General features: G+C 58.7%; 23 protein-coding genes. 19 read left to right on the top strand and 4 right to left on the bottom strand.

Going from position 1 to position 21105, the window contains the following annotated elements:
* Both EKL15_RS17145 and EKL15_RS17140 read left to right on the top strand, forming a co-directional pair.
* The coding region (locus EKL15_RS17145; RefSeq protein WP_202196889.1) for a P1 family peptidase at window positions 1–223 on the top strand (223 nt) is incomplete at its 5' end.
* 16 nt (window positions 224–239) lie between these two features.
* Complete coding sequence (locus EKL15_RS17140) at window positions 240–1064, top strand: M55 family metallopeptidase (protein ID WP_060419052.1); 825 nt, start codon at window positions 240–242, stop codon at window positions 1062–1064.
* 12 nt (window positions 1065–1076) lie between these two features.
* On the opposite strand, the gene EKL15_RS17135 is transcribed toward EKL15_RS17140, so the two are convergent.
* The gene (locus EKL15_RS17135) at window positions 1077–1568 is read right to left on the bottom strand and encodes a DUF1003 domain-containing protein (RefSeq protein WP_171555241.1); all 492 of its coding nucleotides are present in this window, start codon (window positions 1566–1568) and stop codon (window positions 1077–1079) included.
* 269 nt (window positions 1569–1837) lie between these two features.
* Between EKL15_RS17135 and EKL15_RS17130 the strand changes: the two genes are divergently transcribed.
* The 7 genes from EKL15_RS17130 to EKL15_RS17100 all read left to right on the top strand — a co-directional run bounded on the left by EKL15_RS17130 (window position 1838) and on the right by EKL15_RS17100 (window position 7352).
* Window positions 1838–4060 (top strand): molybdopterin cofactor-binding domain-containing protein, encoded by a 2223-nt coding sequence (locus EKL15_RS17130; protein WP_038880657.1) that lies wholly within the window; start codon window positions 1838–1840, stop codon window positions 4058–4060.
* Window positions 4060–4518: a (2Fe-2S)-binding protein gene (locus EKL15_RS17125; RefSeq protein WP_038880659.1), complete on the top strand. Its 459-nt coding sequence runs from the start codon at window positions 4060–4062 to the stop codon at window positions 4516–4518. Before EKL15_RS17130 ends, EKL15_RS17125 begins: the two co-directional genes overlap by 1 nt.
* A gap of 11 nt (window positions 4519–4529) precedes the next feature.
* A complete protein-coding gene (locus EKL15_RS17120) occupies window positions 4530–5834 on the top strand; it encodes a cytochrome c (protein WP_060419047.1) in 1305 nt (434 codons plus the stop codon).
* Window positions 5835–5957: 123 nt separating this feature from the next.
* Window positions 5958–6104 (top strand): hypothetical protein, encoded by a 147-nt coding sequence (locus EKL15_RS17115; RefSeq protein ID WP_157800470.1) that lies wholly within the window; start codon window positions 5958–5960, stop codon window positions 6102–6104.
* Between the two features lie 113 nt (window positions 6105–6217).
* Window positions 6218–6418, top strand: a complete 201-nt coding sequence (locus EKL15_RS17110; RefSeq protein ID WP_089185938.1) for a lipoprotein — start codon at window positions 6218–6220, stop codon at window positions 6416–6418.
* A 316-nt stretch (window positions 6419–6734) separates the two neighbouring features.
* A complete protein-coding gene (locus EKL15_RS17105; RefSeq protein WP_060419045.1) occupies window positions 6735–7016 on the top strand; it encodes a hypothetical protein in 282 nt (93 codons plus the stop codon).
* 66 nt (window positions 7017–7082) lie between these two features.
* Entirely contained in the window at window positions 7083–7352 is a 270-nt protein-coding gene (locus EKL15_RS17100) for a hypothetical protein (RefSeq protein ID WP_060419043.1), read from the top strand.
* Here the strand turns inward: EKL15_RS17100 and EKL15_RS17095 are convergent.
* Window positions 7338–8228, bottom strand: coding sequence for a LysR family transcriptional regulator (locus EKL15_RS17095; protein ID WP_080432940.1), 891 nt, complete (start codon window positions 8226–8228; stop codon window positions 7338–7340). The two genes, EKL15_RS17100 and EKL15_RS17095, sit on opposite strands and share 15 nt — an antisense overlap.
* 110 nt (window positions 8229–8338) lie before the next feature.
* Here EKL15_RS17095 and EKL15_RS17090 point away from each other — a divergent pair, with 110 nt between their 5' ends.
* The 6 genes from EKL15_RS17090 to EKL15_RS17065 all read left to right on the top strand — a co-directional run bounded on the left by EKL15_RS17090 (window position 8339) and on the right by EKL15_RS17065 (window position 14139).
* Complete coding sequence (locus EKL15_RS17090) at window positions 8339–9082, top strand: SDR family oxidoreductase (RefSeq protein WP_060419041.1); 744 nt, start codon at window positions 8339–8341, stop codon at window positions 9080–9082.
* Between the two features lie 60 nt (window positions 9083–9142).
* Window positions 9143–10093 (top strand): MBL fold metallo-hydrolase, encoded by a 951-nt coding sequence (locus tag EKL15_RS17085; protein WP_070914948.1) that lies wholly within the window; start codon window positions 9143–9145, stop codon window positions 10091–10093.
* A gap of 185 nt (window positions 10094–10278) precedes the next feature.
* Window positions 10279–11076, top strand: coding sequence for an AraC family transcriptional regulator (locus EKL15_RS17080; protein WP_100395861.1), 798 nt, complete (start codon window positions 10279–10281; stop codon window positions 11074–11076).
* Between the two features lie 67 nt (window positions 11077–11143).
* On the top strand, window positions 11144–11776 hold the full coding sequence (locus tag EKL15_RS17075) for a LysE family translocator (protein WP_084827841.1): 633 nt from the start codon (window positions 11144–11146) through the stop codon (window positions 11774–11776).
* A 127-nt stretch (window positions 11777–11903) separates the two neighbouring features.
* Window positions 11904–12653 (top strand): SDR family NAD(P)-dependent oxidoreductase, encoded by a 750-nt coding sequence (locus EKL15_RS17070; RefSeq protein ID WP_033634470.1) that lies wholly within the window; start codon window positions 11904–11906, stop codon window positions 12651–12653.
* A gap of 22 nt (window positions 12654–12675) precedes the next feature.
* A complete protein-coding gene (locus EKL15_RS17065) occupies window positions 12676–14139 on the top strand; it encodes an aldehyde dehydrogenase (RefSeq protein WP_060419034.1) in 1464 nt (487 codons plus the stop codon).
* Between the two features lie 39 nt (window positions 14140–14178).
* Here EKL15_RS17065 and EKL15_RS17060 read toward each other — a convergent pair whose 3' ends face one another.
* Window positions 14179–15093: an AraC family transcriptional regulator gene (locus tag EKL15_RS17060; protein WP_203090053.1), complete on the bottom strand. Its 915-nt coding sequence runs from the start codon at window positions 15091–15093 to the stop codon at window positions 14179–14181.
* A 225-nt stretch (window positions 15094–15318) separates the two neighbouring features.
* On the opposite strand from EKL15_RS17060, the gene EKL15_RS17055 reads away from it, so the two are divergent.
* From EKL15_RS17055 to EKL15_RS17040, 4 genes are all read left to right on the top strand, one after another.
* A complete protein-coding gene (locus EKL15_RS17055) occupies window positions 15319–16521 on the top strand; it encodes an MFS transporter (protein ID WP_100395836.1) in 1203 nt (400 codons plus the stop codon).
* Between the two features lie 487 nt (window positions 16522–17008).
* Window positions 17009–18064 (top strand): adenosine deaminase, encoded by a 1056-nt coding sequence (gene add / locus EKL15_RS17050; protein WP_203090049.1) that lies wholly within the window; start codon window positions 17009–17011, stop codon window positions 18062–18064.
* A complete protein-coding gene (locus EKL15_RS17045) occupies window positions 18061–19026 on the top strand; it encodes a nucleoside hydrolase (RefSeq protein ID WP_203090047.1) in 966 nt (321 codons plus the stop codon). Before add ends, EKL15_RS17045 begins: the two co-directional genes overlap by 4 nt.
* Window positions 19027–19298: 272 nt before the next feature.
* Window positions 19299–19709 carry a GNAT family N-acetyltransferase gene (locus tag EKL15_RS17040; RefSeq protein ID WP_145957296.1) on the top strand — a complete coding sequence of 137 codons (411 nt, stop codon included), beginning with the start codon at window positions 19299–19301 and terminating at the stop codon, window positions 19707–19709.
* A gap of 122 nt (window positions 19710–19831) precedes the next feature.
* On the opposite strand, the gene EKL15_RS17035 is transcribed toward EKL15_RS17040, so the two are convergent.
* Entirely contained in the window at window positions 19832–21001 is a 1170-nt protein-coding gene (locus EKL15_RS17035; RefSeq protein ID WP_100395833.1) for a cupin domain-containing protein, read from the bottom strand.
* Window positions 21002–21105: the final 104 nt, after the last annotated feature.

The following is a 21105-nucleotide window of genomic DNA, read 5'->3' as shown; positions in this document are numbered from 1 at the left end:
TTGGGGACACGGCTCCGGCGATATCGCGCTGGCGTTTTCCACCCGGTTGCTGGGGGCCACGCTGCCGGACGAAAGGCTGGAGCCGCTGTTTGCGGCGGCGGCGGACGCCACCGAATACGCGGTGCTGGATGCGTTGCTGAGCGCCGAAGGCGTCAGCGGCTTCCAGCAGCATGCGCGCGCAGCGCTGGGCCCGCTGCTCGACCGGCTGGCGGCGGCAAATTAAATAACGGGAGTGTGATGTGAAGGTCTTTATCTCTGCAGATATCGAAGGTATTGCCGGCGTGATGCGGCCGGAGCAGTGCAACCCGGCCCACGCCGACTATGCGGCGGCGCGTGAACTGATGGAGCAGGAGGTCAACGCCGCCATCGACGGCGCTTTCGCCGGCGGGGCCACCGAGGTGACGGTGGCCGACAGCCACGCCATGATGCAGAACCTGCGCGCCGATCGCATCGATGGGCGCGCGCGGCTGGTGCAGGGCAAACCGCGCGGGCTGTCGATGGTGGAAGGGCTGCAACACCAACGCTACGACGGCCTGATGTTTATCGGCTACCACAGCGCTGCCGGTGAACATGGCGTGCTGGCGCACACCATCAACGGCCGGGCCTTTTACCGTGTCAGCCTGAACGGCGAAGCGGTGGGCGAAAGCGATCTGTATGCAGCGGCGGCGGCCGAATTGAACGTGCCGCTGTGGCTGGTGAGCGGTGACGACGAGCTGCAACGCTGGATTGCTGAACGTTATCCTCAGTCTGGCTATGTGTGCGTGAAGCGCGCCATCTCGCAAACCGCCGCCGAATCGCTCAGCCCGCAGCGGGCGCGCGCCGAGATCCGTGAACGGGCGATGCAACAGGTGCGCCAGGGCGGGAAGCTGCCGGTGGAACGCCGCTTCATGCCGCCTTATCGGCTGACGTTGATGGCGGCCAAACCGGTGCTGGCGGATCTGTTCAGCCTGGTGCCCGGCGTGCAGCGCCAGGACGCGCTGACCGTGGCCTTCGACAGCGACAACATGGCGGCGCAAATCAACCTGCTCAGCGTCTTCTCCTATCTGGCGACGACGCAGAACTGAGGGATAACGCCGTTACAGGCGCTCGCGGTTGGCGAGCTGAAGGGTGAGGTTTTCAATGCGCTCGGCCATCTGCTTCGTCAGGGCGGTTAATTCCGTATTTTGCTTCAGCAGCTCGAGCAGCTGTTCGGACTGCCGTTCGGCCAGGGTTTGCCGCTGTGCCATCGCCTCATCCAGATCTTCCCGGTGCCGGGCATCGGCCAAGGCATGCGCCTGGTCGCGCTCGGCCTGGCGGGTTTGCGCCAGCAGGATCAATGGCGCGGCGTAGGCGGCCTGCAGACTGAACGCCAGATTCAGCAGAATGAAGGGGTAAGGGTCAAATTTGGTGAAGCCGGCGAGGTTGAGATAGATCCACACGCCGACCACCACCGTTTGTCCCACCAAAAAAGTCGGCGTGCCGAAGAAGCGGGCGAACGCTTCGGCTTTCAGGGCAAACCATTGATCGCCAAAGGTATGGCTTAACCCTTGCAGTGGCCGATACAGACGAAATTTCTTGTGTTCCGACATAGCGGTAAGGCTCATAGAGATTGGAAGTGTTTCATTTATAGCACAAATGCATTTAAAGACGCGCCCAGCGGCCGCCTGGCGCCGATGGCCCGCAGCGCACGATTCCTCAACGAAAAATCCCTTATCAAGATTAGGCCTGCTGGATAATAGGCTACGCTAATTATTGCTCTGTTGCGCTATATCACCTGACGGGCGCGGCAAGCCATTCCATAACAAGATTTGTTTCGCCGAAGGCAGTGACGCCTTCGGCTTTTTTGGAGTCATGAGCAATGAGCATATCCCAAGTTCCGCTTTCGCGGCGGCGGTTTATCGTCGGCGCCGGGGCGTTGGTGATCGGCGCCTATCTGCCGTCCACCGGCGCACTGGCGCGTTCGGCTGCCCCGGCCGCCTCCGGCGCGGCGGCGTTTGACGCCAACGCCTTCGTTCAGATCGGCGCCGACGGCGTCGTCACCGTGATCAGTAAACACACCGAAGTGGGCCAGGGGGTCTATACCGGCATGGCGACGCTGGTCGCCGAAGAGCTCGATGCCGACTGGGCGCAGGTACGGGTCGTCGCCGCGCCGGTGGACACCAATATCTACAAAAACCTGACCTTCGGATTCCAGGGCACCGGCGGTTCCAGCTCGGTGGCCAATGCCTATGAGCAGATGCGGCGCATGGGCGCCATGGCGCGTGCGCTGCTGGTGCAGGCCGCCGCACAGAGTTGGAAAACCTCGGCGCAGGAAATTACCGTGCAGGCGGGCAAGATCCGCCATGCCGCCAGCGGGCGCGAGGCGGGCTTCGGCGAATTCGCCGCGCTGGCCGCCACGCTGCCGCCGCCCGATCCCGCCAGCCTGACGCTGAAGGATCCGGCCAATTTCACCCTGATCGGCAAAACGCGCGGCCTGCACCGCGTCGATTCGCTGGCGAAAACCAACGGCAGCGCGCAGTTTTCGCAGGATATCCATGAGCCGGACATGTTGACCGTCACCATCAAGAAGCCGCCGCGCTTCGGCGGCAAGGTGGCGACCTTCGACGCCGAACGGGCGCTGGCGGTGCCGGGGGTGGTGGCGGTGAAGCAAATCGCTACCGGCGTGGCGGTTTACGCCAAAAACACCTGGGCGGCGATCCAGGGGCGGGAGCGGCTGAAGGTGACGTGGGACGACGCGCAGGCCGAACGGCGCAACACCGAGGAGATCTACGCCGAATTCCGTCAGGTGGCGCAGAAAACCGGCGTGGTGGCGAAGAGTCTCGGTAAGCCGGACGAGGTGTTCGACAAGGCCGACAAGGTGATCGAGGCCGAATACACCTTCCCGTACGTCGCGCACGCGCCGATGGAGCCGCTGGACGGCTATCTGTTCTGGGACGGCGAGAGCGTCAAGGCGCGCTACGGCTGCCAAATCCAAACCCTCGATCACAAGCAGCTGTGCGATCTGTTCGAGTTGCCGCCGGACAAGGTGCAGATTGAAACCATTCTGGCGGGCGGCAGCTTCGGCCGGCGCATCGACTTAGGCAACCCGACGCTGGGGCCGGATCTGGCGGCCGACATGGCGGCGGCGGCCAAGGGCATCGGCCCCGGCCACGGCGTGAAGGTGGTATGGACGCGCGAGGACGACATCCGCAACGGCTGGTATCGCCCGATGATCCTGCACCGCCTGCGCGGGGCCATCCGCGGCGGCAAGGTGGTGGGCTGGACCGATACCGTGGTCGGCCACTCCTGGACGCGCCACAGCGCGATGGATGCGCTGGTGGTCAACGGCCTCGATCAGATGATGGTCGAGGGCGCCAGCGAGGTGTCATACACCTTCGAAGCCTTCCGCTGCGATGCGCACATTGTGCCGGGCAAGGTGCCGACCACCTCGCTGCGGTCGGTGGCCAGCACCCACACCGGCCACGCGGTGGAGAGCTTTATCGATCAGCTGTTGCAGGAAACCGGGCAGGATCCGGTCGAAGGGCGGTTGGCGCTGATGGGCGATGCGCCGCGTGCGGCGGGCGTGCTGCGCGCGGTAGCGAAAGCCGCTGACTGGCAGGGCGCGAAAGTGGTGGACGGACGCGCGCGCGGCGTGGGCGTCGCCAAGGCGTTCGATACCTATGTGGCGCAGGTGGCCGAGGTCTCGATCGGCGAAGGCGGCATCCCGAAAGTGCACAAGGTGTGGTGCGCGGTGGACTGCGGCGTGGCGGTGAACCCCGACGTGATCCGCGCGCAGATCGAGGGCGGCATCGGCTACGGCCTGAGCATGGCGCTGTACGGCAACATCACGCTGAAAGACGGCGTGGTCGAACAGTCCAATTTCAATAACTTCCGTCCGCTGCGCATCGATGAGATGCCGGAGATCGAGGTGATCATCGTGCCCTCGAGTGAGAAACCGACCGGCGTGGGCGAGCTGGGGGTGCCGACCATCGCCCCGGCGGTCGGCAACGCGCTGGCGCTGCTCGGGCGGCCGCGCACCTCGCTGAGCCTGCCGCTGCATAATCCTACCGCGAACCCGGCGTCTGACAAGGAGAGAACCTGATGATTCAATTAACCGTAAACGAGCAGCCGCTGACCTTCGAGGGCGATCCGCACATGCCGCTGTTGTGGTTTTTGCGTGACGAAGCCGGCCTGACCGGCACCAAGTTCGGCTGCGGCATCGCCATGTGCGGCGCCTGTACCGTGCATCTGGACGGTGTGCCGGTACGATCGTGCATGACGCCGGTCTCCGCCGCCGTCGGCAAAAAAATCACCACCATCGAAGCCGTGGGCGCCACGCCGGAAGGCAAGGCGGTGCAGGAAGCCTGGCTTGATCTGGATGTGGTGCAGTGCGGCTACTGCCAGTCCGGCCAGATCATGAGCGCCAGCGCGCTGCTGGCGCAAAGCAAGGATCCGAGCGATGCGGACATCGACGCGGCGATGGGCGGCAACGTCTGCCGCTGCGCCACCTATGTGCGCATTCGCGCCGCCATCCACCAGGCCGCCAAGGCGTTGGGTTAGGGAGAGATGCGATGAGCAACGCCTTGAAAGGGCTGTTATGGCTGATTATCGCCGTGGTGGTGTTGGCGGGAGGATACGCGCTGTACACGCTGCTGCGGCCCACCGGCGCGGAGCCTGCGGCGCCGATCGCCGGGGCGCCGGCCGGCATCACCGATAAACTGGCGCGCGGCGAGTACCTGGCGCGCGCCGCCGACTGCGTGGCGTGCCACACCGCGCCGGGCGGCACGCCGTATGCGGGCGGCTTCGCCTTCAAACTGCCGTTCGGCACCATTTACGGCACCAACATCACCGCCGACAAGGAGACCGGCATCGGCAACTGGAGCGACGATCAGTTCGTGCGCGCGGTGCGTGAGGGCATCGGCCCGCAGGGCAACCTGTATCCGGCGATGCCGTACACCTCGTACACCGAACTGAGCCGCGACGACGTGCTGGCGATCAAGGATTATCTGTTCAGCCTGCCGCCGGTGAAGCAGGCCAACCCGCAAAACGATTTGTCGTTCCCGTTCAACCAGCGTTGGGGCATGAAATTCTGGAACCTGGCGTTCTTCCATGAGCAGCGCTTTGCGCCGGATCTCAACAAGGACGAGCAGTGGAACCGCGGCGCCTATCTGGCGACGGCGCTCGGCCACTGCGGCGAGTGCCATACGCCGCGCAATCTGGGGTTCGGCCTCAACCAGAGCAAGCACCTGAGCGGTGAAGTGGTGCAGGGCTGGTTCGCCGCCAACATCACGCCGGATAAGCAGACCGGCATCGGCGGCTGGAGCGACCAGCAGCTGTCGCAATATCTGGCCACCGGCCATGCCCCGGGGCGCAGCAGCGCCGCCGGCCCGATGGCGGAAGCGGTGGAAAACAGCCTGCAGTTCCTGACGCCGGAAGACAATCTGGCGCTGGTGAAATACCTGCGCGATATCGAACCGATCGCCGGCGACGGCGCGGCGGCGGTGAACCTGCAGCCGAAGGGCGCGGGGGCTTCCACACCGATCCTGCCGGGCGGGCAAGACAGTTCGCTCGGCCGGCGGGTGTTCGCCAACGACTGCAGCGGTTGCCACCAGTGGAACGGGCCGGGCCGCCAGAGCGAGTACGCGTCGCTGGTAGGCAGCACGGCGGTGAACGATCCGCAGGGGCGCAGCGTGGTGCAGGCCATCCTGAAGGGGACGAGCATCAGCATCGGCGATCGGCATGAAATGATGCCGGCGTTCGGCAGCGCCTATTCCGACGAGGAAGTGGCGGCGGTCGCCAACTTCGTGGTCGGCCACTTCGGCGATAAGCAGGGCAACGTCACCGCCAAACAGGTGGCGGAGCAGCGCAAGCAGTAGCGCATCGCGGCCGCCACGGCGGCGTGCAGGTTAAAGGCGGCGATATCGCGGATATTGCCGCTTTTTTTATTGCCGGCATGCCGGCGGCAGTGTGACGCTCAATCAAAAATCAGAGGGGGGACCGTGATAAAAATCGTAACGTTGTTAACCAATCAAAACTACCTGGCCTGTCTTGTAGCAGCATTACTCTTCATCGTTACGGCCGATACCAACCATCTGCGTGATAGCATTAACTATGGGCTGCAGGCCGTCTTTGATGCTGAAGGATAACAGTAAACAAACCCACCGATGAGGTGGTTTTTTTGCTTTCTAGGGGGTGCTTTACCCAGCAAGTGAGATTCGTTATCATTTGCCTGGTTGATTGTTACTATAAGGATGTAGAAATGCAAAAGTCACTATTGGTTGCCCTGGGGGTGATAGTTCTATCAGGATGTGCAGGCCAGAACGATGATTATCAATTGAATAGCAAACAATCGTCTGCTCAGAAAGACAGCAAAGAGTGGAAGGAGTTTGTTGCTCCTCTGTCTACCAAAACGCAATCACCACAAGACAGACTGATGAAGCGTGCTGAGAGAAACTACTAACAGAGAAAAGCCCATTTGAGTGGGATTTTTGCTTTCTGGCATTAGTGTTTTTTTAATGGTATATCACTCCCAAAATTCGCTATGAACTCAGGGTTAAAAGCTATCGCGAGCACGACTGCCGCCAGAACCAGTATCAACATTTTCTTTTGCATAGTGACCTCATAGCTATTTAGCCAGAAGCCATGTTGTCACGCTGACCACACTTGATTCCAGGGAAAAGCCCGACAAATCGCGGGCGAAAACCGCTTTTCGTTGCCTACTTCATGCTCTCTGCTACCATGTAACGACTTGTTACTTGTCTATGGAAAAGGACGAAATGCTTAAGTTGATTGGTGGGCTGCTGATTTTAGTTGGTGCAATTACTGTTGGTTACGCTATCGGCATGGAAGTTACTGTTGGCTACGTTGATAAGGTTTACAACAGTGGGCTGATGGCAAACCGAGAGATTTACACAATTGCAGGTAGTGCAACGGCTATCATCGGCACCTTAGTTGCTATGACTGGGGTGATTGCTGAGTTTTTGGAAAAAAGAGAAAACGAAAAGTTAGACATCTTGAAAAATATCAAGAATGGCTTAGCTGACCACCTAGAGAAATAATCTCTCTCGAAAAAATTATTTATAACCTCGCTTCGGCGGGGTTTTTTTATGCCCGGAGAACACTAAATGTCAGAACAAAACGGCGGCAGCCTCGTCTATCAGGTCGATATCGACACTGCAAAAATGATCACCGGGAGCCGTAGGGCATCTGTTGTTCTTGAGGAGATGGAAAAACAGTCAGGAAAGGCAGAGGCCAGCTTATCAAAACTCGAGCACCAGGCCGGTTCTACAGGCTTAACTCTTGGCACTCTGCCACGTGTCGCTAAAGCTGAGCAGATGACCACCGGCGGCAGTGCGCAATATTGGGTGGGCAAGGCGGGGTTAGCCCTGGCTTAATTGATTGAAAAGATAGTCAAAGACCACGCGCACGCGCGCCGGGCAGGCGTGCTGATGCGTATGATAGAGGTTGACCGGCCAGGGCGGCGGGGCATCGCCCGGCAGAACGGCTACCAGCTCACCCGCGGCGAGGTGTTTTTCAACCAAATACCCGGCCAGTTGGCCAAAGCCTAAACCGGCGAGCACCGCTTTACGCTCTATATCGGGCGTGTCGGTGACGAAGGCGGCGGACTTCGGGTAGAGATAACGTTTTTGGCTAAATTCCCAGGGCCAGTAGCGCCCGGTCTTGCGGTTCACCAGCGCGACAATCGGCAGATGGGCGAGTTGGTCTACCTGCTCCGGCGGCGGCAGGCGATCGAGCAGCGTCGGCGAGGCAACCAGATGGAAAGGCATGGTTCTGGGCTGGCGAACGATACAGGTTTGGTCGTGCAGAAAGCCGATGCGAATGCCGATATCAATTCTTTCTTCGACCAGATCGCTGTGGATATTCGACAGGTGGAACTCGATCGTAATCGCAGGATACTGGCGCGCGAATTCCGCCAGTATCGGCATGACGACCTCGCTGCCATAGGTATGCGGCGCCGTAAGGCGCACCACGCCGCCGAGATCTTCCGCCGCTTTCCCCTGCGGCTGAAACAGCCTGTTCACCTGATCCATCGCCGTTTTGGCCTGCTCAAGAAAGCCGAGGCCGAAATCCGTGATTCTCACGCTGCGGGTATTGCGGTGGAACAGCTGCTCACCGAGCACCGACTCGAGCTCTTTGATGGCTCGGGTGACTTTTTGCGGGGAAATGCCGAGCCTGGTCGCCGTGTGTTTAAAGTTCATCTCCTCGGCGGCGGCGCAGAAAATGCGCAAGGCTTCTTGTCTGTTTTGCACGTTGACCTCTTTGTTCCAAAAAATGGAATTCTCAAAGCATAACACTTCCATTTACCGGGCGGAAACGGCGGATAAAGTATTCGCACTGACCCTAACAAGAGGAACGAGAGATGAACCGTATTTCAGGCAAAGTGGTGGTGATTACCGGCGCCAGCAGCGGGCTGGGCGAGGCGACCGCATTACATCTGGCCGCGCAAGGGGCGACGGTGGTGGTGGCGGCGCGCAGGAAAGATCGTCTTGATGCGCTGGTTCGGCAAATCGTTGGCGACGGCGGCACCGCGTTGGCGCTGCAGGTGGATGTGACGAAGCGTCAGGAGGTCGAAGCGATGATCGCCCAGACCGTCAGGCAGTTTGGCAAGATTGATGTCCTGGTCAACAACGCGGGGCTGATGGCGATCGCACCGCTGAGTGCCGTGAAGGTCGATGAATGGGAACGGATGATCGATATCAATGTGAAAGGCGTGCTGTACGGCATCGCGGCAACCTTGCCGCTGTTCGAAAAGCAGCAATTCGGTCATTACATCACCATTTCCTCCATTGCCGGCAAGAAGGTGTTCAGCCCCGGCGGCACGGTCTATAGCGGCACTAAATTCGCGGTCAGCGCGATCGCCGAAGGTTTGCGTCACGAAGTTGGCGGAAAGATCAGAACCACGACGATCGCCCCCGGCCTGATCGACACCGAACTGAAACAGGGCAGTTCGCATGCGGAAAGTTTGCAGGCCGTCGGCGAACTCTACCAGAGCCAGGCAATTTCCGCCGATGCCATCGCGCGCGCCATCGCCTATGCGATCGAACAGCCTTCGGACGTGGATGTGAGTGAGATTGTCATCAGGCCGACCGTGCAGGAGTTTTAAATCGCCAGGGGGCATTCCCAGGGCTTTTAGCCGTATCTTCTTATCGTTATGAGGTTTTCTATGCGTCGCAATCTGCTTATTGGCGCCTTTTTCGCCGCTTTTTCTGCCGCTGCAATGGCCGCGGCGCCTTTTTCTACAATAGACAATCCCGGGTTCTACCGGATCATGCTGGGCGATGTGGAAGTGACGGCCCTGTCTGACGGCATCAGCCCGATGCCCGCCGATAAAATCTTGATCAACACCCGGCCGCAGCAGCTTGAAAAGGCGATGGCGGCCAACAACCTGTCGCTGCCGTTACCGACCTCGGTGAACGCCTACCTGATCAATACCGGAAGCAAGCTGGTTCTGGTCGATGCAGGCACCGGCGCGCTGCATGGCGAAGCGCTGGGCAAAATGATGAAAAACCTGAACGCTTCCGGCTATCAGGCGGAGCAGGTGGATGAGATTTATTTAACGCACCTGCATCCCGACCATGTGGGCGGGTTGATGGCGGACAAGCGTCTCGCCTTCCCGAACGCCACCGTCTGGGTGGAAAAGGACGAAGTCGCTTTTTGGCTGAGCGAAGAGAAAAAACGGCAGGCGGAAGAGAAAGATAAACGTTTCTTCGATGCCGCCATCGCCTCATTGCAGCCTTACGTCACGGCGGGGAAACTCAAAACGTTTGAAGGCAATCAGGCGCTCACCCCGGGCATTTCGGCTATCGACACGCGTGGGCACACGCCAGGGCACAGCGTGTTCGCCGTCGAAAGCAAAGGGCAAAAGATGGTGATTCTGGGGGATATGATCCACGTCGGCTCGGTGCAGTTTCCCGATCCGAATGTCGCCATCGCCTATGACATCGACGTCCCCGCCGCGGTTGCGCAGCGCAAGCGGCTGTTCGATGACCTCGCGCAGCAAAGGGCGCTGGTCGCAGGGGCGCATTTGTCCTTCCCGGGCCTTGGCTACATCAATAAACAGGGGAAAGGTTACGACTGGCAGCCGTTGAACTATGGCGCGATGAATCCACATTAATCGGCATGAGAGCAAGGCAAGAAGGCAGACGAACAATGTGAAGGGGCCAGGCGGCCCCTTTTTTCCGACGTTAAGAAAGCCGCTTCCGCGCAGAGCGCAGGGCTTTCACGCCGTACGTTGTGTGTTATTTTGGCCGCTGTGGATAACCGGCAATCGGGTAAAAGAGGATGGGCAATTCGGCATTTATGCATCGTTTTGACGCATTGGGCGGGCTTGAACTGCTCGTCGCGGACTTTTCAGACCATCGGTTTGACGTGCATTGGCATGATACCTGGTCGATTGGCGTTGTCCTGCGCGGCGCCAATAACAACAGCGCCAAAGGCGATGCCGACGGTATCGTCAGCCGTGGGCAAGTCAGCCTCATCGCGCCGGGGCAGATGCATGCCGGGACGGTGCTGGGAGAAGAGGGATGCCATTATTTCATGTTTTACCCCAGCCACGAGATGCTGCTGGACGTGGCGGAAAACATGGAGATGCCACTGCCGTCGGCAGTGAAGGAGAAGCATATCGACCATGCGCCTTTCGCCAACCGGCTGTGTGAGGCCGCGACGGTATTGACCGCGGCGCAATCCAGCCGTTTCGACCGGGAGGTGGCCTGGAGCCACTGTGTGGCGGATCTGCTGGCGGTGTGTTCCCCGCGGCGCGCGCCATTGGCAGATGCCGGCATCGCACCGGGCTTGCGCAGGGCGAAAGAGTATCTGCACGATAACCCGGCGCGGGAAGTGCGTCTGGAGAGGCTGGCGCAGGCCGCCGGTCTGTCCAGGTTTCACCTTTGCCGCCAGTTCTCGGCAACATTCGGCTTGTCGCCGAGCCGCTATCAGCGGCAGCTTAGGCTGCAGCAGGCGAAGGTTTTGCTATCCCGGGGCGGCGATATTGCGGAAATCGCCGTCGCCTGCGGGTTCGCCGATCAGTCGCACCTGGGCAGGGCGTTCAAGTCGAGTTACGGCGTGACGCCGCGCGGCTATCGCGATCGCTGCCTGTGAGCAATATCGTTCTATCTCGCCGACTTACGGGGGCCGACAATGTGCCTATTTACGACGCGAGAAAATCATGGTCATCGAATTATCCACGCTGGGTTTATTTGCCCTTTCGGCCGCCGTCTTAACGCTTATTCCCGGCGCCGATATGCTTTGCGCACTGTCCAATGCCGTCAGCCAGGGAACGAAAGCGGGGCTGATTACCGTATTGGGGGCGGTCACCGGGGTGATATGCCACGTCTGTTTTGCGATTGCCGGCGTCACGGCGCTGATCGCCTCTTCGCCGCTGCTGTATCAGCTTTTTGTCATCGGCGGCGCGCTGTACATCATGTGGGTCGGGTTGGGCATTTTTACCCAGGCAAATGCGATTGGCCTGGAAAGCCACGGCGAGCGCAAAAGTCGCAAAAGGCTCTATTCGCAAGGATTGCTGACCAACCTGCTTAACCCCAAGGCCATTATTTTCATGCTGGCGTTTATTCCGCAGTTTATTCGGGTGGACGCGGGCAGGCCGGGAATGCAGATGCTGATATTAGGCATTGAACTCATCGTCATCATGTTTCTGATTGAAGTTCCCCTGGTATTTCTGGCGGGAAAGATCGCGCTGAGTATAAAACGGCGTCCGGTCATCGGGATTTATATCAATAAATGCTTCGGTGGCGTCATTCTGTTATTAGCCTGCACCATTTTGGCCGCGCGTTTACTCTAAAAATGCCACTTCTCTTTTGGGCAAAGTTGTTCGTTCGATAAGGTTTTATGTTCGCCCCGCTATGCTGCTCGGCGAGCATTTACCGTAATCTTCTCCCGAGTTTCACAGACACTGAGGAGAATGACGAATGAAACGCTTTGAAAATAAAGTTGCCCTGGTGACGGGCAGTTCAAAGGGCATTGGCGCCGCCATTGCTAAACGCCTGGCGGCGGAAGGCGCCGTGGTTTTCATTAACTATTCCCGCGGGCGTGAAGATGCTAACCGGTTGGTTAAAGAGATCAATGAGCAGGGCGGCGTCGCTTTTCCGCTGCAGGCCAATGTCGGCATTGAGGCCGAAGTCAACGGGCTGATGCAAAACATTGTCGAGCAGTATGGTCGCCTGGACGTGCTGGTCAATAACGCCGGGGTTTATGCCACCAATAGCCTGGAAGCCTTCAGCGACGCGGAATATGAAAGGCACTTCAATTTAAATGTCAAAGGGCTGATTTATTGCTGCAAGGCGGCGGTCGCCGCCATGCCTGAATCGGGCGGCAGCATCGTCAATATCAGCTCCAGCGTGACCTCGTTTACGCCGGCCAATTCGCTGGTTTATACCGCTTCCAAAGCCGCGGTCGATTCGATCACCAAGACGCTGGCCAACGAGCTTGGCGGGCGCAAGATCCGGGTCAATGCGGTCAATCCTGGCTTGGTCATCACGGAAGGCGTGCATGACAGCGGCTTTTTCGATACCGATTTTAAAACGCACATTGAATCCATCACCCCGCTGGGGCGCATCGGCACACCGGAGGATATCGCCCCGGCCGTGGCCTATCTCGCCTCGGACGAGGCGGGTTGGGTGACCGGCGAGAGCCTGATCGTCGGCGGCGGTTTGCATTAATTTAGCGAAGAATGGAACAGAAATGACATTAGATAAAGCCTACGGGCCACTGATTAACGGCGTATTCGAGCTGGATGGCACGGACATTCATCCCGTGATTTCCCCCTCGACCGGGGAGCGTCTGGCGGATTTGCACTACTGCAACGAACGGGACGTCGAGCGCGCCGTGTTGGCGGCGGAAGCGGCTTTCCCCGCCTGGAAGGCATTAGGGCAGCAGGCCCGCGCTCGCCTGATGGCGCAGCTGGCGGATGTGCTGGAAAGCGATCTGGAAAGAATGGCGCAAATCGACGCGCGGGATGTGGGCCGCTGTATCAGCGAAGTGCGCCGCGATTATCAAACGGCGGTCAGACACTATCGCTATTTCGCCGCAGTTGTCATGGGGCACGAAGACAGCGGCAGAAGCATCGCGGACGGCTACAGCCTGGCGAAACGCGAGCCGCTCGGCGTCTGCGGGCAGATTATCCCCTGGAATGCGCCGGCGATCATGGCGGCGTTCAAGCTGGCGCCGGCGCTGGTGACCGGCAACACGGTGGTACTGAAGGCCGATGAAAACGCCTCGCTCTCCACGCTGGAGCTGGGCAAGATGATCGCCAACATTTTCCCTGCCGGCGTCGTCAACATCATTACCGGGCTCGGGAGCGTGGCGGGGGCGGCGCTGACCGGCAACCGCAAGGTGCGCAAGCTTTCGTTCACCGGCAGCACGGAGGTGGGCAAGCGGGTGGCCAAGGCCGCCGCGGAGCGGCTGGTGCCCGTCACGCTGGAGCTGGGCGGGAAGAGCCCCAATATTGTGTTCCCGGACATCGAAGACCTGGACGCGGTGGTGGACAACGTGACCTTTGCCGCCATCCACAATAACGGTCAGTCCTGCCTGGCGGGCACCCGGCTGTTCGTCCACGCGGACATTTACGACCGTTTCAGCGCCAAACTGGTGACGGCTTTCGAACGGGTGCGCGTCGGTTCACCGCTGGCCGAGCAATCCCGGGTCAGCTGCCTGGTTTCTGAGAAGCAGGGCGAGCGGGTGCTGGCTTATATTCGGACCGGCCTCGAGGAGGGTGCCACCCTGCTGACCGGCGGCAAACGCCGCGCCGTCGCCGGCTGCGAGCATGGCTACTTCATTGAGCCGACGATCTTTGCTGCGGAAAATGGCATGCGCATTTGCCAGGAAGAAATTTTCGGGCCGGTGCTGACGCTGATCAAATGGTCAGACTACGACGAGATGATCGCCCAGGCTAACGACAGCGAATATGGGCTGGCGTCGGGGATCTACACCCGCAGCCTGAAAAACGCCCTGGCGACCGCAGACCGGCTGGAAGCCGGGTCCGTGTGGATCAACCGCTACTCGAACATTACCGATGGCACCGCGTTCGGCGGTTACAAGAACAGCGGGATCGGCCGTGAGTTCTGCAAAGAAACGCTCAATGCCTACACGCAAATAAAAACCATCACGCTGCAGACGGATCTGCCCGCGGCCTGGTTTGCAGAATAAGGATAAGACCGGCACAGGGACGTGCCGCCGTTGGCCGCTTCAGGAAATATGGCTGCCGATATAACTTCTTGGCGACGCGCCCATGCTTTTCTTGAACGCGGTGCTGAAGGCACTTTCCGATTCATATCCCAGGTCAAAGGCGATCTGGGATATTTTTTCTTTATTGGCGACCATTCGCTCGATGGCCAGGCTAAAACGCCAGATGCGAATGTATTCGTTGACGCTGTAGCCGGCCAGCTTTCTGAAGCGGGTGGTGAAGGCGGTACGCGACATGCCGGCCACGCCGGCGAGCTCGTCCAGGCGCCATTTTCTGCCCGGTTGGTCGTGTATGCGGGTCAGCGCGAGGCCGATATGTTTGTCCGCCATCGCGTAAAACCAGCCCTCGCCGCGGCCGAGCGCGCCGGAAGAGAGCAGCATGCGCAGCGCCTGCGTCAAAATGATCTGCAGCAGATGCTCGGTGATGAGTTCACTGCCCGGGCCGGGATTTTCTATCTCCGACGAGAGGCGGCTCAGGAAATCCTTGATGCCGGCGTTCTCCTCCCGCTGCGTTTTGATCACGATGGGTTCGGGCAGGCCGGTGATAAAGCGGAAGGTATCGTTGATCTGAAATACGAAGCGGCAACCCACAAAGGAGAAATCGCACCCGCCGTTGCTGAAGCAGGATGAGCGGTCTTTCATCACGTGAATTTTTGTTATATCGATGGCCGGCGCGTTAGGGTTATCAAAAATGCTGAATTCGCGCCCGCTGGATAAGATCAGCACATCGCCTTGTTCAATCGGGTAACTGTTGGCGTCGCCCGCCAGTTTAATGAAAAAAGATCCGCGCTTGGCGATATAAATTTTCATCCCGGAATAGTCGGGAAACAGCGCTTTGGTATTAGCGCTCATGTCAAACGTCACAATTTTCTGGCTGCTGATTTTTAGCCTGGAAACAATATCGGATAGCGGATCCATTATTACCTGCTTGTCTGATGCGTTTACTGTTGAGCATAGTCGCTATTGCGCCAGGGTTATGCATGATCCCGGCAGTGCGGCGAGGTGAACGCATTATGGGTGAGGTGCCAGCCGGTGTACAGGCTATCTCGCCGTCCTGTCCGAACGATAAGAAAAAAAGTGCGAACGCGAAAGTTCGCGATCCGGTCGGGTGCTACGATCGGTATTTTCCATGATGGTGGCAAAATGACTTCTGACCAGACAAACCGCAGCCAGGTGAGCCTATTGGCGGCGTTGACGATCGCTTTATTTTTTATCTTGTTGAACAGCGGCTCTCCTACGCCGTTATATCCCCTCTATCAAGAAACCCTTGGCCTGAGCAATATCGACCTGACCTTCATTTTCTCTTCCTATGGGTTTGGCGTATTGCTGGCCTTGTTTTTATCACGCAGGCTCACCATCACCGATAAAAATGCCCGGCTGCTGGTGGTGGTGTCGCTGATGGTGGTGGTGGTGCCTACGCTGTGCTTTTCCTTTGCTCGCTCTTTGCAGGCGCTGTGCCTGTTCAGGTTTATTTCCGGGTTAGGGGCCGGTACGGCCACGGCCATCATCAACATCTTGTTGATTAACGTCAGCCGCGGCGACAGCGCCAAACGCGCCGCGCTGTTGGGCAGCCTGGCTTTGGTGACCGGCCTGGCGCTGGGCCCGGTGATCAGCAGCGTTTACGCCCAGCTGGCGTTTTACCCGCTCACTTCGCCGGCGGTGACCATCGCCGCGTTGGTTTTCCTCTCCGCGATCGCCATCGTCCTGCTTTGGCCGAAGAAAGGATTGCCTACCCTCGGCGTTGCGGACACGAAAACGGCAGAAAAGGGCGCCGGTTTTAGCCAACCGCTGTTCTATCTGCTTGCGCTGTGCGTGTTTATCTCCTGGTCATACGCCGCGCTGATCCTGTCGTTGGGGCCGACGGCCGCGATCCAGGTCTTCGGGCTCCAGTCACCGGCGGGCTTTGGCTATATCGCCACCGGTTATTTACTGGTGGCCGGCGTGGTGCAGTTCACGATCCCGCGTTTTCTGAAGCCTGAGTTTTCTTTGGTGCTAGGGCTGATTGCGCAGGTTTTCTCCATGGTGATGATGACCATGGCGCTCGAAAGCGGTTCTGTGGCCAGCGCGGCGGTGAGTCTGGCGCTGTCCGGCTTCTCGTACGGCGCGGTTTTTGTGGGCGGTGCCATCCTGGTCAATAAGCTCTCGCTAGCGGCGCCAGGGTGGAACGCGGTGTCGAAGTTTTACTTTATCGTCTATTTGTTCAATATCATGCCGCCGGCCGCAGGTTGGCTGGCGGATAAAATAGGGGTAGTGGGCGCCTTGTTCGCCGCCATTGTCCTTTTTATGGCGATATACATCGCCTTTGCCGTGCTGGCGCTGTGGGCGCTGTTGCTGAGAAAGGCCTGACGTTTCCGGCGTTGGGGAAGGGCTTTACAAGCCCCCCTGGCTTTCATAAGCTTGGCGGCGTGTTTTGGCGCTGATGGTTGGCGATGGCCGCGCATAACAGCGGCTGCCGGCGAACACTCTGCTTTAACACGCCATGTTTTACATAGGTTCAGGTAAGAGAACGGCCCCATCGATGATTGCCGGCGCCCATAGAAGTCGGGCGTTGCAGTGAGGATGGGGTGATGCCGTGCCGGCTTCGCTGATGAGAGGTGTCACCGGTTGCCGCACGCATAGGTTACTGACCTGTTGATGAATTTTTGGATGGCCTGCCATCTAACTCATTACAGGATTAACAGATTGCGATGCTTACCCTAGATCATTCCTCGTCTCACGGCGTTTTTTACCGCATTCACTCCCCCTTCAGCGAGGCCTTCGCACCCATGCCGTCACTCACGGTGCGCGAAAAAGTGCTCGTTGGCCTGCATAAATAACCCTTGGGAGCCATTTTATGGAATGGAATGTAAACCAAACCACGCTCTCTCGAGCGCAGATGGTTTCCCTGCCGAAGGCGGAAGTGCACGTGCATCTGGAGGGCTGCTTTGAGCCGGAACAGCTCTCGGCCTGGGCGTTATCCTCGGGGATACCGATGCCCAGAAAGCAGGCCGAGCTGCTGAATTTTAACGGGCTTGCCGACTTTCTCGATTTCCTCGATTGGTCCTGCAGCCTGGTGAGCAGCCGCGAACGCCTGGCGCAGTTAAGCTACTCCTATGCACAACGGCTGTCGCGGGATGGCGGGCTGTACGCCGATCTGATTTTCAACCCGACCCATTGGAAAGCGTGGCGCGGCAGGCTCGGTGACATGATCGACGCGATTGACGCCGGTTTGCGTGCAGCCGAAGAGGATGGATTGGCGTCCGTTGGGCTGTGCGTCAGTTTGCTCCGCCGGCAAACCGCCGCCGAGGCGAGTGAGCTGGTGGATTTTTTAACCGCGCTGCGGCACCCCAGAGTGGTCGCGTTGTCCGTCGATGGCAATGAGGCCGTCACCAAAGGCAGCGGTGCGCGTTTCGCGCAGGCTTTCGCCCAGGCGGGCAGGGCCGGGTTGAAGCGAACCGTGCATGCCGGGGAGTCCAGCGGCGCAGAGGGCGTGCGCGACGCCATCTTGCTGCTGGGGGCCGACCGCATCGATCACGGCGTTCGGGCGATAGACGACCCGGCCGTCGTGGCGCTGTTGGCTGAACGACGTATCCCCATCGGCGTATGCCTGACCTCGAACATCAAACTGGGCGTCTATCCCGGCTACGCGGAACATCCGCTGCGCCGGCTGCGGGATGCCGGGGTCATCGCGACCATCAATACCGACGACCCGGTCTTATTGCACACCACGTTGGTGGATGAATATCTGATCTGTCAGAGCGAATTTGCATTTTCCACCCAGGATATCGTCGATGTGGCCCTGAATGCTTTTGCCGCCAGTTTTGCCAGCGACGAGGCCAAAATGACGTATCGGAAGAAAATGAATCTTTGGGTTGCCTCTCTTAATACAGAAAATGGAGATAAGCGGTGAGCGAGAAGAAAATAAAATTATATTTTGACTGCGATACCGGCATCGATGATGCGATGGCGTTGGGCTATTTGCTCGCAGAAAGTGACAAGGTGGATATTCTGGCGATCGGCACGGTTTGCGGCAACGTCGCCGCCGATGCCGGAGCCAGAAATACACTGGAGCTTGCCCGCCTGGCCGGTTTTCCCGCGATCCCCGTCGCCGTGGGGGAACGGGACTACCTGCGCCAGGCGTATCTTTGCGATGTGCAGCATATACACGGAGACAACGGCATCGGCGACATCGCGCTGGAAGCCTCAAACGCCAAGCTGGCGCCGCTCTCGGCCCCCGAACTGCTGGTTGAGCTGGCCAGAGCGCACCCGGGGGAGCTGGACATCTTGGCGACCGGCCCGCTGACCAACATCGCCAAAGCCTTGCAGCTTGAGCCCGCGCTAGGGGAGCTTATCGGCACGCTGACGATCATGGGCGGTGCGGCACTGGCGCCCGGCAACCGAACGCCCGTTGCGGAGGCGAATATTGCCTGCGATCCGGAGGCGGCGGCCATGGTGTTTAAGGCGATGAAGAATATCGTGATGGTGCCGCTTGATGTCACCATGTCGCATACCTTTGAAGAGGCGGATCGGCTCAAACTGCTGTCGGCCGAGAGCCGGTTTGCGCAGGCGATAGGGCAAATGCTGGAGCGGTATATCCAGTTTTATATCAATACCTACGGCCGCAAAGCCTGCGCACTGCACGATCCGGTGGCTGCGGTGTTGGCGGTGCAGGGCATCGGCGCCTGCCTTGCGCCTAACGTGAAGGTGACGATCGATGATTCCGACGGGCCAGGCCGCGGGCAAACCCTGTGCGATATGCGGGGGCGATATATGAACTATCCGCCGCAGCGCGATGCCAACTGCCATGTGGTATTAAGCACCGAGCTTAATATGTCGGAGTTGCTGCTCGCGAAGCTGTTGTCGTTGGCGTAATTCGTCTCTATCGACAACGTCTGAGTGTATAAGAGGCCTTTCCGGAGGCCTCTGAATGAGCACTGAAGAAGGGGGAAAGAGATCGGGGCTGGATTTATCTATCCGCAGGCGTGCGAATCCAAATCGATGGATGCGTTTGGTATTTGTTTAGCGCATGTTGAGTACAGTGTTTTCCCTGTGCAGTCTGATTATTGATGCGTTTTGCCGAATTCAGCCGGGCCATAAAGTATTAACCAATCCTCCTTTTTTATTTTATATATGCGGAACACGTTGTGGAAAATGAAAATTTAACGTTGCATTATGACAATGATGCACGCTCCTTTCTGGAGGGCCAGCTCGATAGATTTAATTCAAAGTTCATGGGGTTAAATGCTCACGAGTATGGTGTTTATTATAAAGACGGCGATGAGAAAATAATCGCGGGACTTTATGCAGAGTCTTACGGGGCCGTTTTTTACATCCATTATCTTTGGATTGATGAAGCGCAGCGCGGCCGTCGTTTAGGCCACCGTCTGCTGGAAGCTGCAGAGGCTCATGCCAGACAGTTGGGATGCGCCAGCGTCTCCGTGGACACGTTTAGCTTTCAGGCGCCCAATTTCTACCTGAAACAGGGTTTTCAAATGATTGGCGAGTTGGATTGCGGCAATGAAATAACACGCTCCTATCTGAACAAACAACTGTAATATCTGTTTTTTATAAAAGGAATTCGGTTAACTCACTGAAAGCAAGGTGTTGTTCTTAATATGAAATATGACGCTTTGGCCGATGTGACGGAGGGCGAGGGAGTTTCTCCCTCGCCGTGGCGTCAGCGGCTGCGCCGTGACATGACCCGTTTGTCTTTCGGCCGATCCTGCCAGTCCTCAGCCTGATTGTTGAAGTTATCCGCCAGCAGGTAGGCCGGGGTTTTCGCCAGCCAGTCGGACAACGAAATATCCTGATAGATGCCGTTGTCCATCACGATCAGCACTTTCAAATCCTCATCGCCGATGTTCTCGATGTAATGGCCGAAGCCCTGCGGCACGTAACCGACGTCCGAAGGGGCATACTCTTCCGTCTGCGCGTGGCCATGTGAGCTGAACACCGTCATGCGGCCCTTACCGGCAATATAGTATTGCCATTCGTTGGCATTGGGGTGCCAGTGCAATTCCCGGATCGCGCCGGGTTTCACGATCTCGATGATGCCGGTCATGGTGGTGGAAATGGGAAACTCTTTCGATGACACCAAATGCACGCTGCCGGCGTCATTTTCAAAGAACGGCTTTTGCTTCATTAATTCATAGCGGTGGGTCAGTGGGGCGTTATTTAATCCGCCATCGTTTTTCGGTAATGGCAAGGTGGGCGGAACGGCGCCGCCAACAATATAGGCCTCACCCTGTTTGGCCTTGGAAAATACCGCCGCCGGCATGTTGACGCTTTTTTCCAATACCTCTTTCGGCATATGCGCCACCCAATCGGTGATGCTGAAGGTGCCGAATTCGGAGAAATGGCCGTTATCGAACGCCAGAATAAAATGCGCGCCGTCCGCCAGCGCCTGAATGGAATGGCCGTAGCCTTTCGGGAAATACCACACGTCGCCGGGCCCGAAATCCGCCACTTCGCATTTGCCCTCGGGATCGAGGATGGTGATGCGCGCATGGCCTTCCAGCATAAACGCCCATTCGGCGGCGATGGCGTGCCAGTGCAGCTCGCGCACGCCGCCCGGCTCCAGCGTCATGTCGACGCCCGCCACGCCTTCGGAGATTGGAAACTGCTCGACGGTGGCCTCGCGCGCCCAGCCGCTGGGCAGGCTGCGTTTCTTGCTGTCGGTGAATTTGTACTTATAGAGATGCTGCGCATTAGCAGGCGGCTGGTAGCTGCTGGGAGGCACGATATTGCGGTGGTCGTCGGCAGCGGCATTTTTAGCGATGCCGCCGATCATGCCGGCGGCGGCCGCGCTGACGGCGGACACTTTCAATATATCACGACGCGATAGCATAGCATTTTCTCCAATATAAAACCGTGCGCCTGCAGAGGCAGGCGACAGGGAAGGCGCGAGCGCCATTGAAATGATTTTTTGTCATCGGCGGGAACAGGCTGTGA

Source organism: Serratia sp. 4542, from assembly GCF_016805595.1.
Taxonomy (GTDB): domain Bacteria; phylum Pseudomonadota; class Gammaproteobacteria; order Enterobacterales; family Enterobacteriaceae; genus Serratia; species Serratia nevei.
The sequence above is the reverse complement of the archived record's forward strand: the minus strand, read 5'-3'. Positions and strand labels throughout refer to the sequence as shown.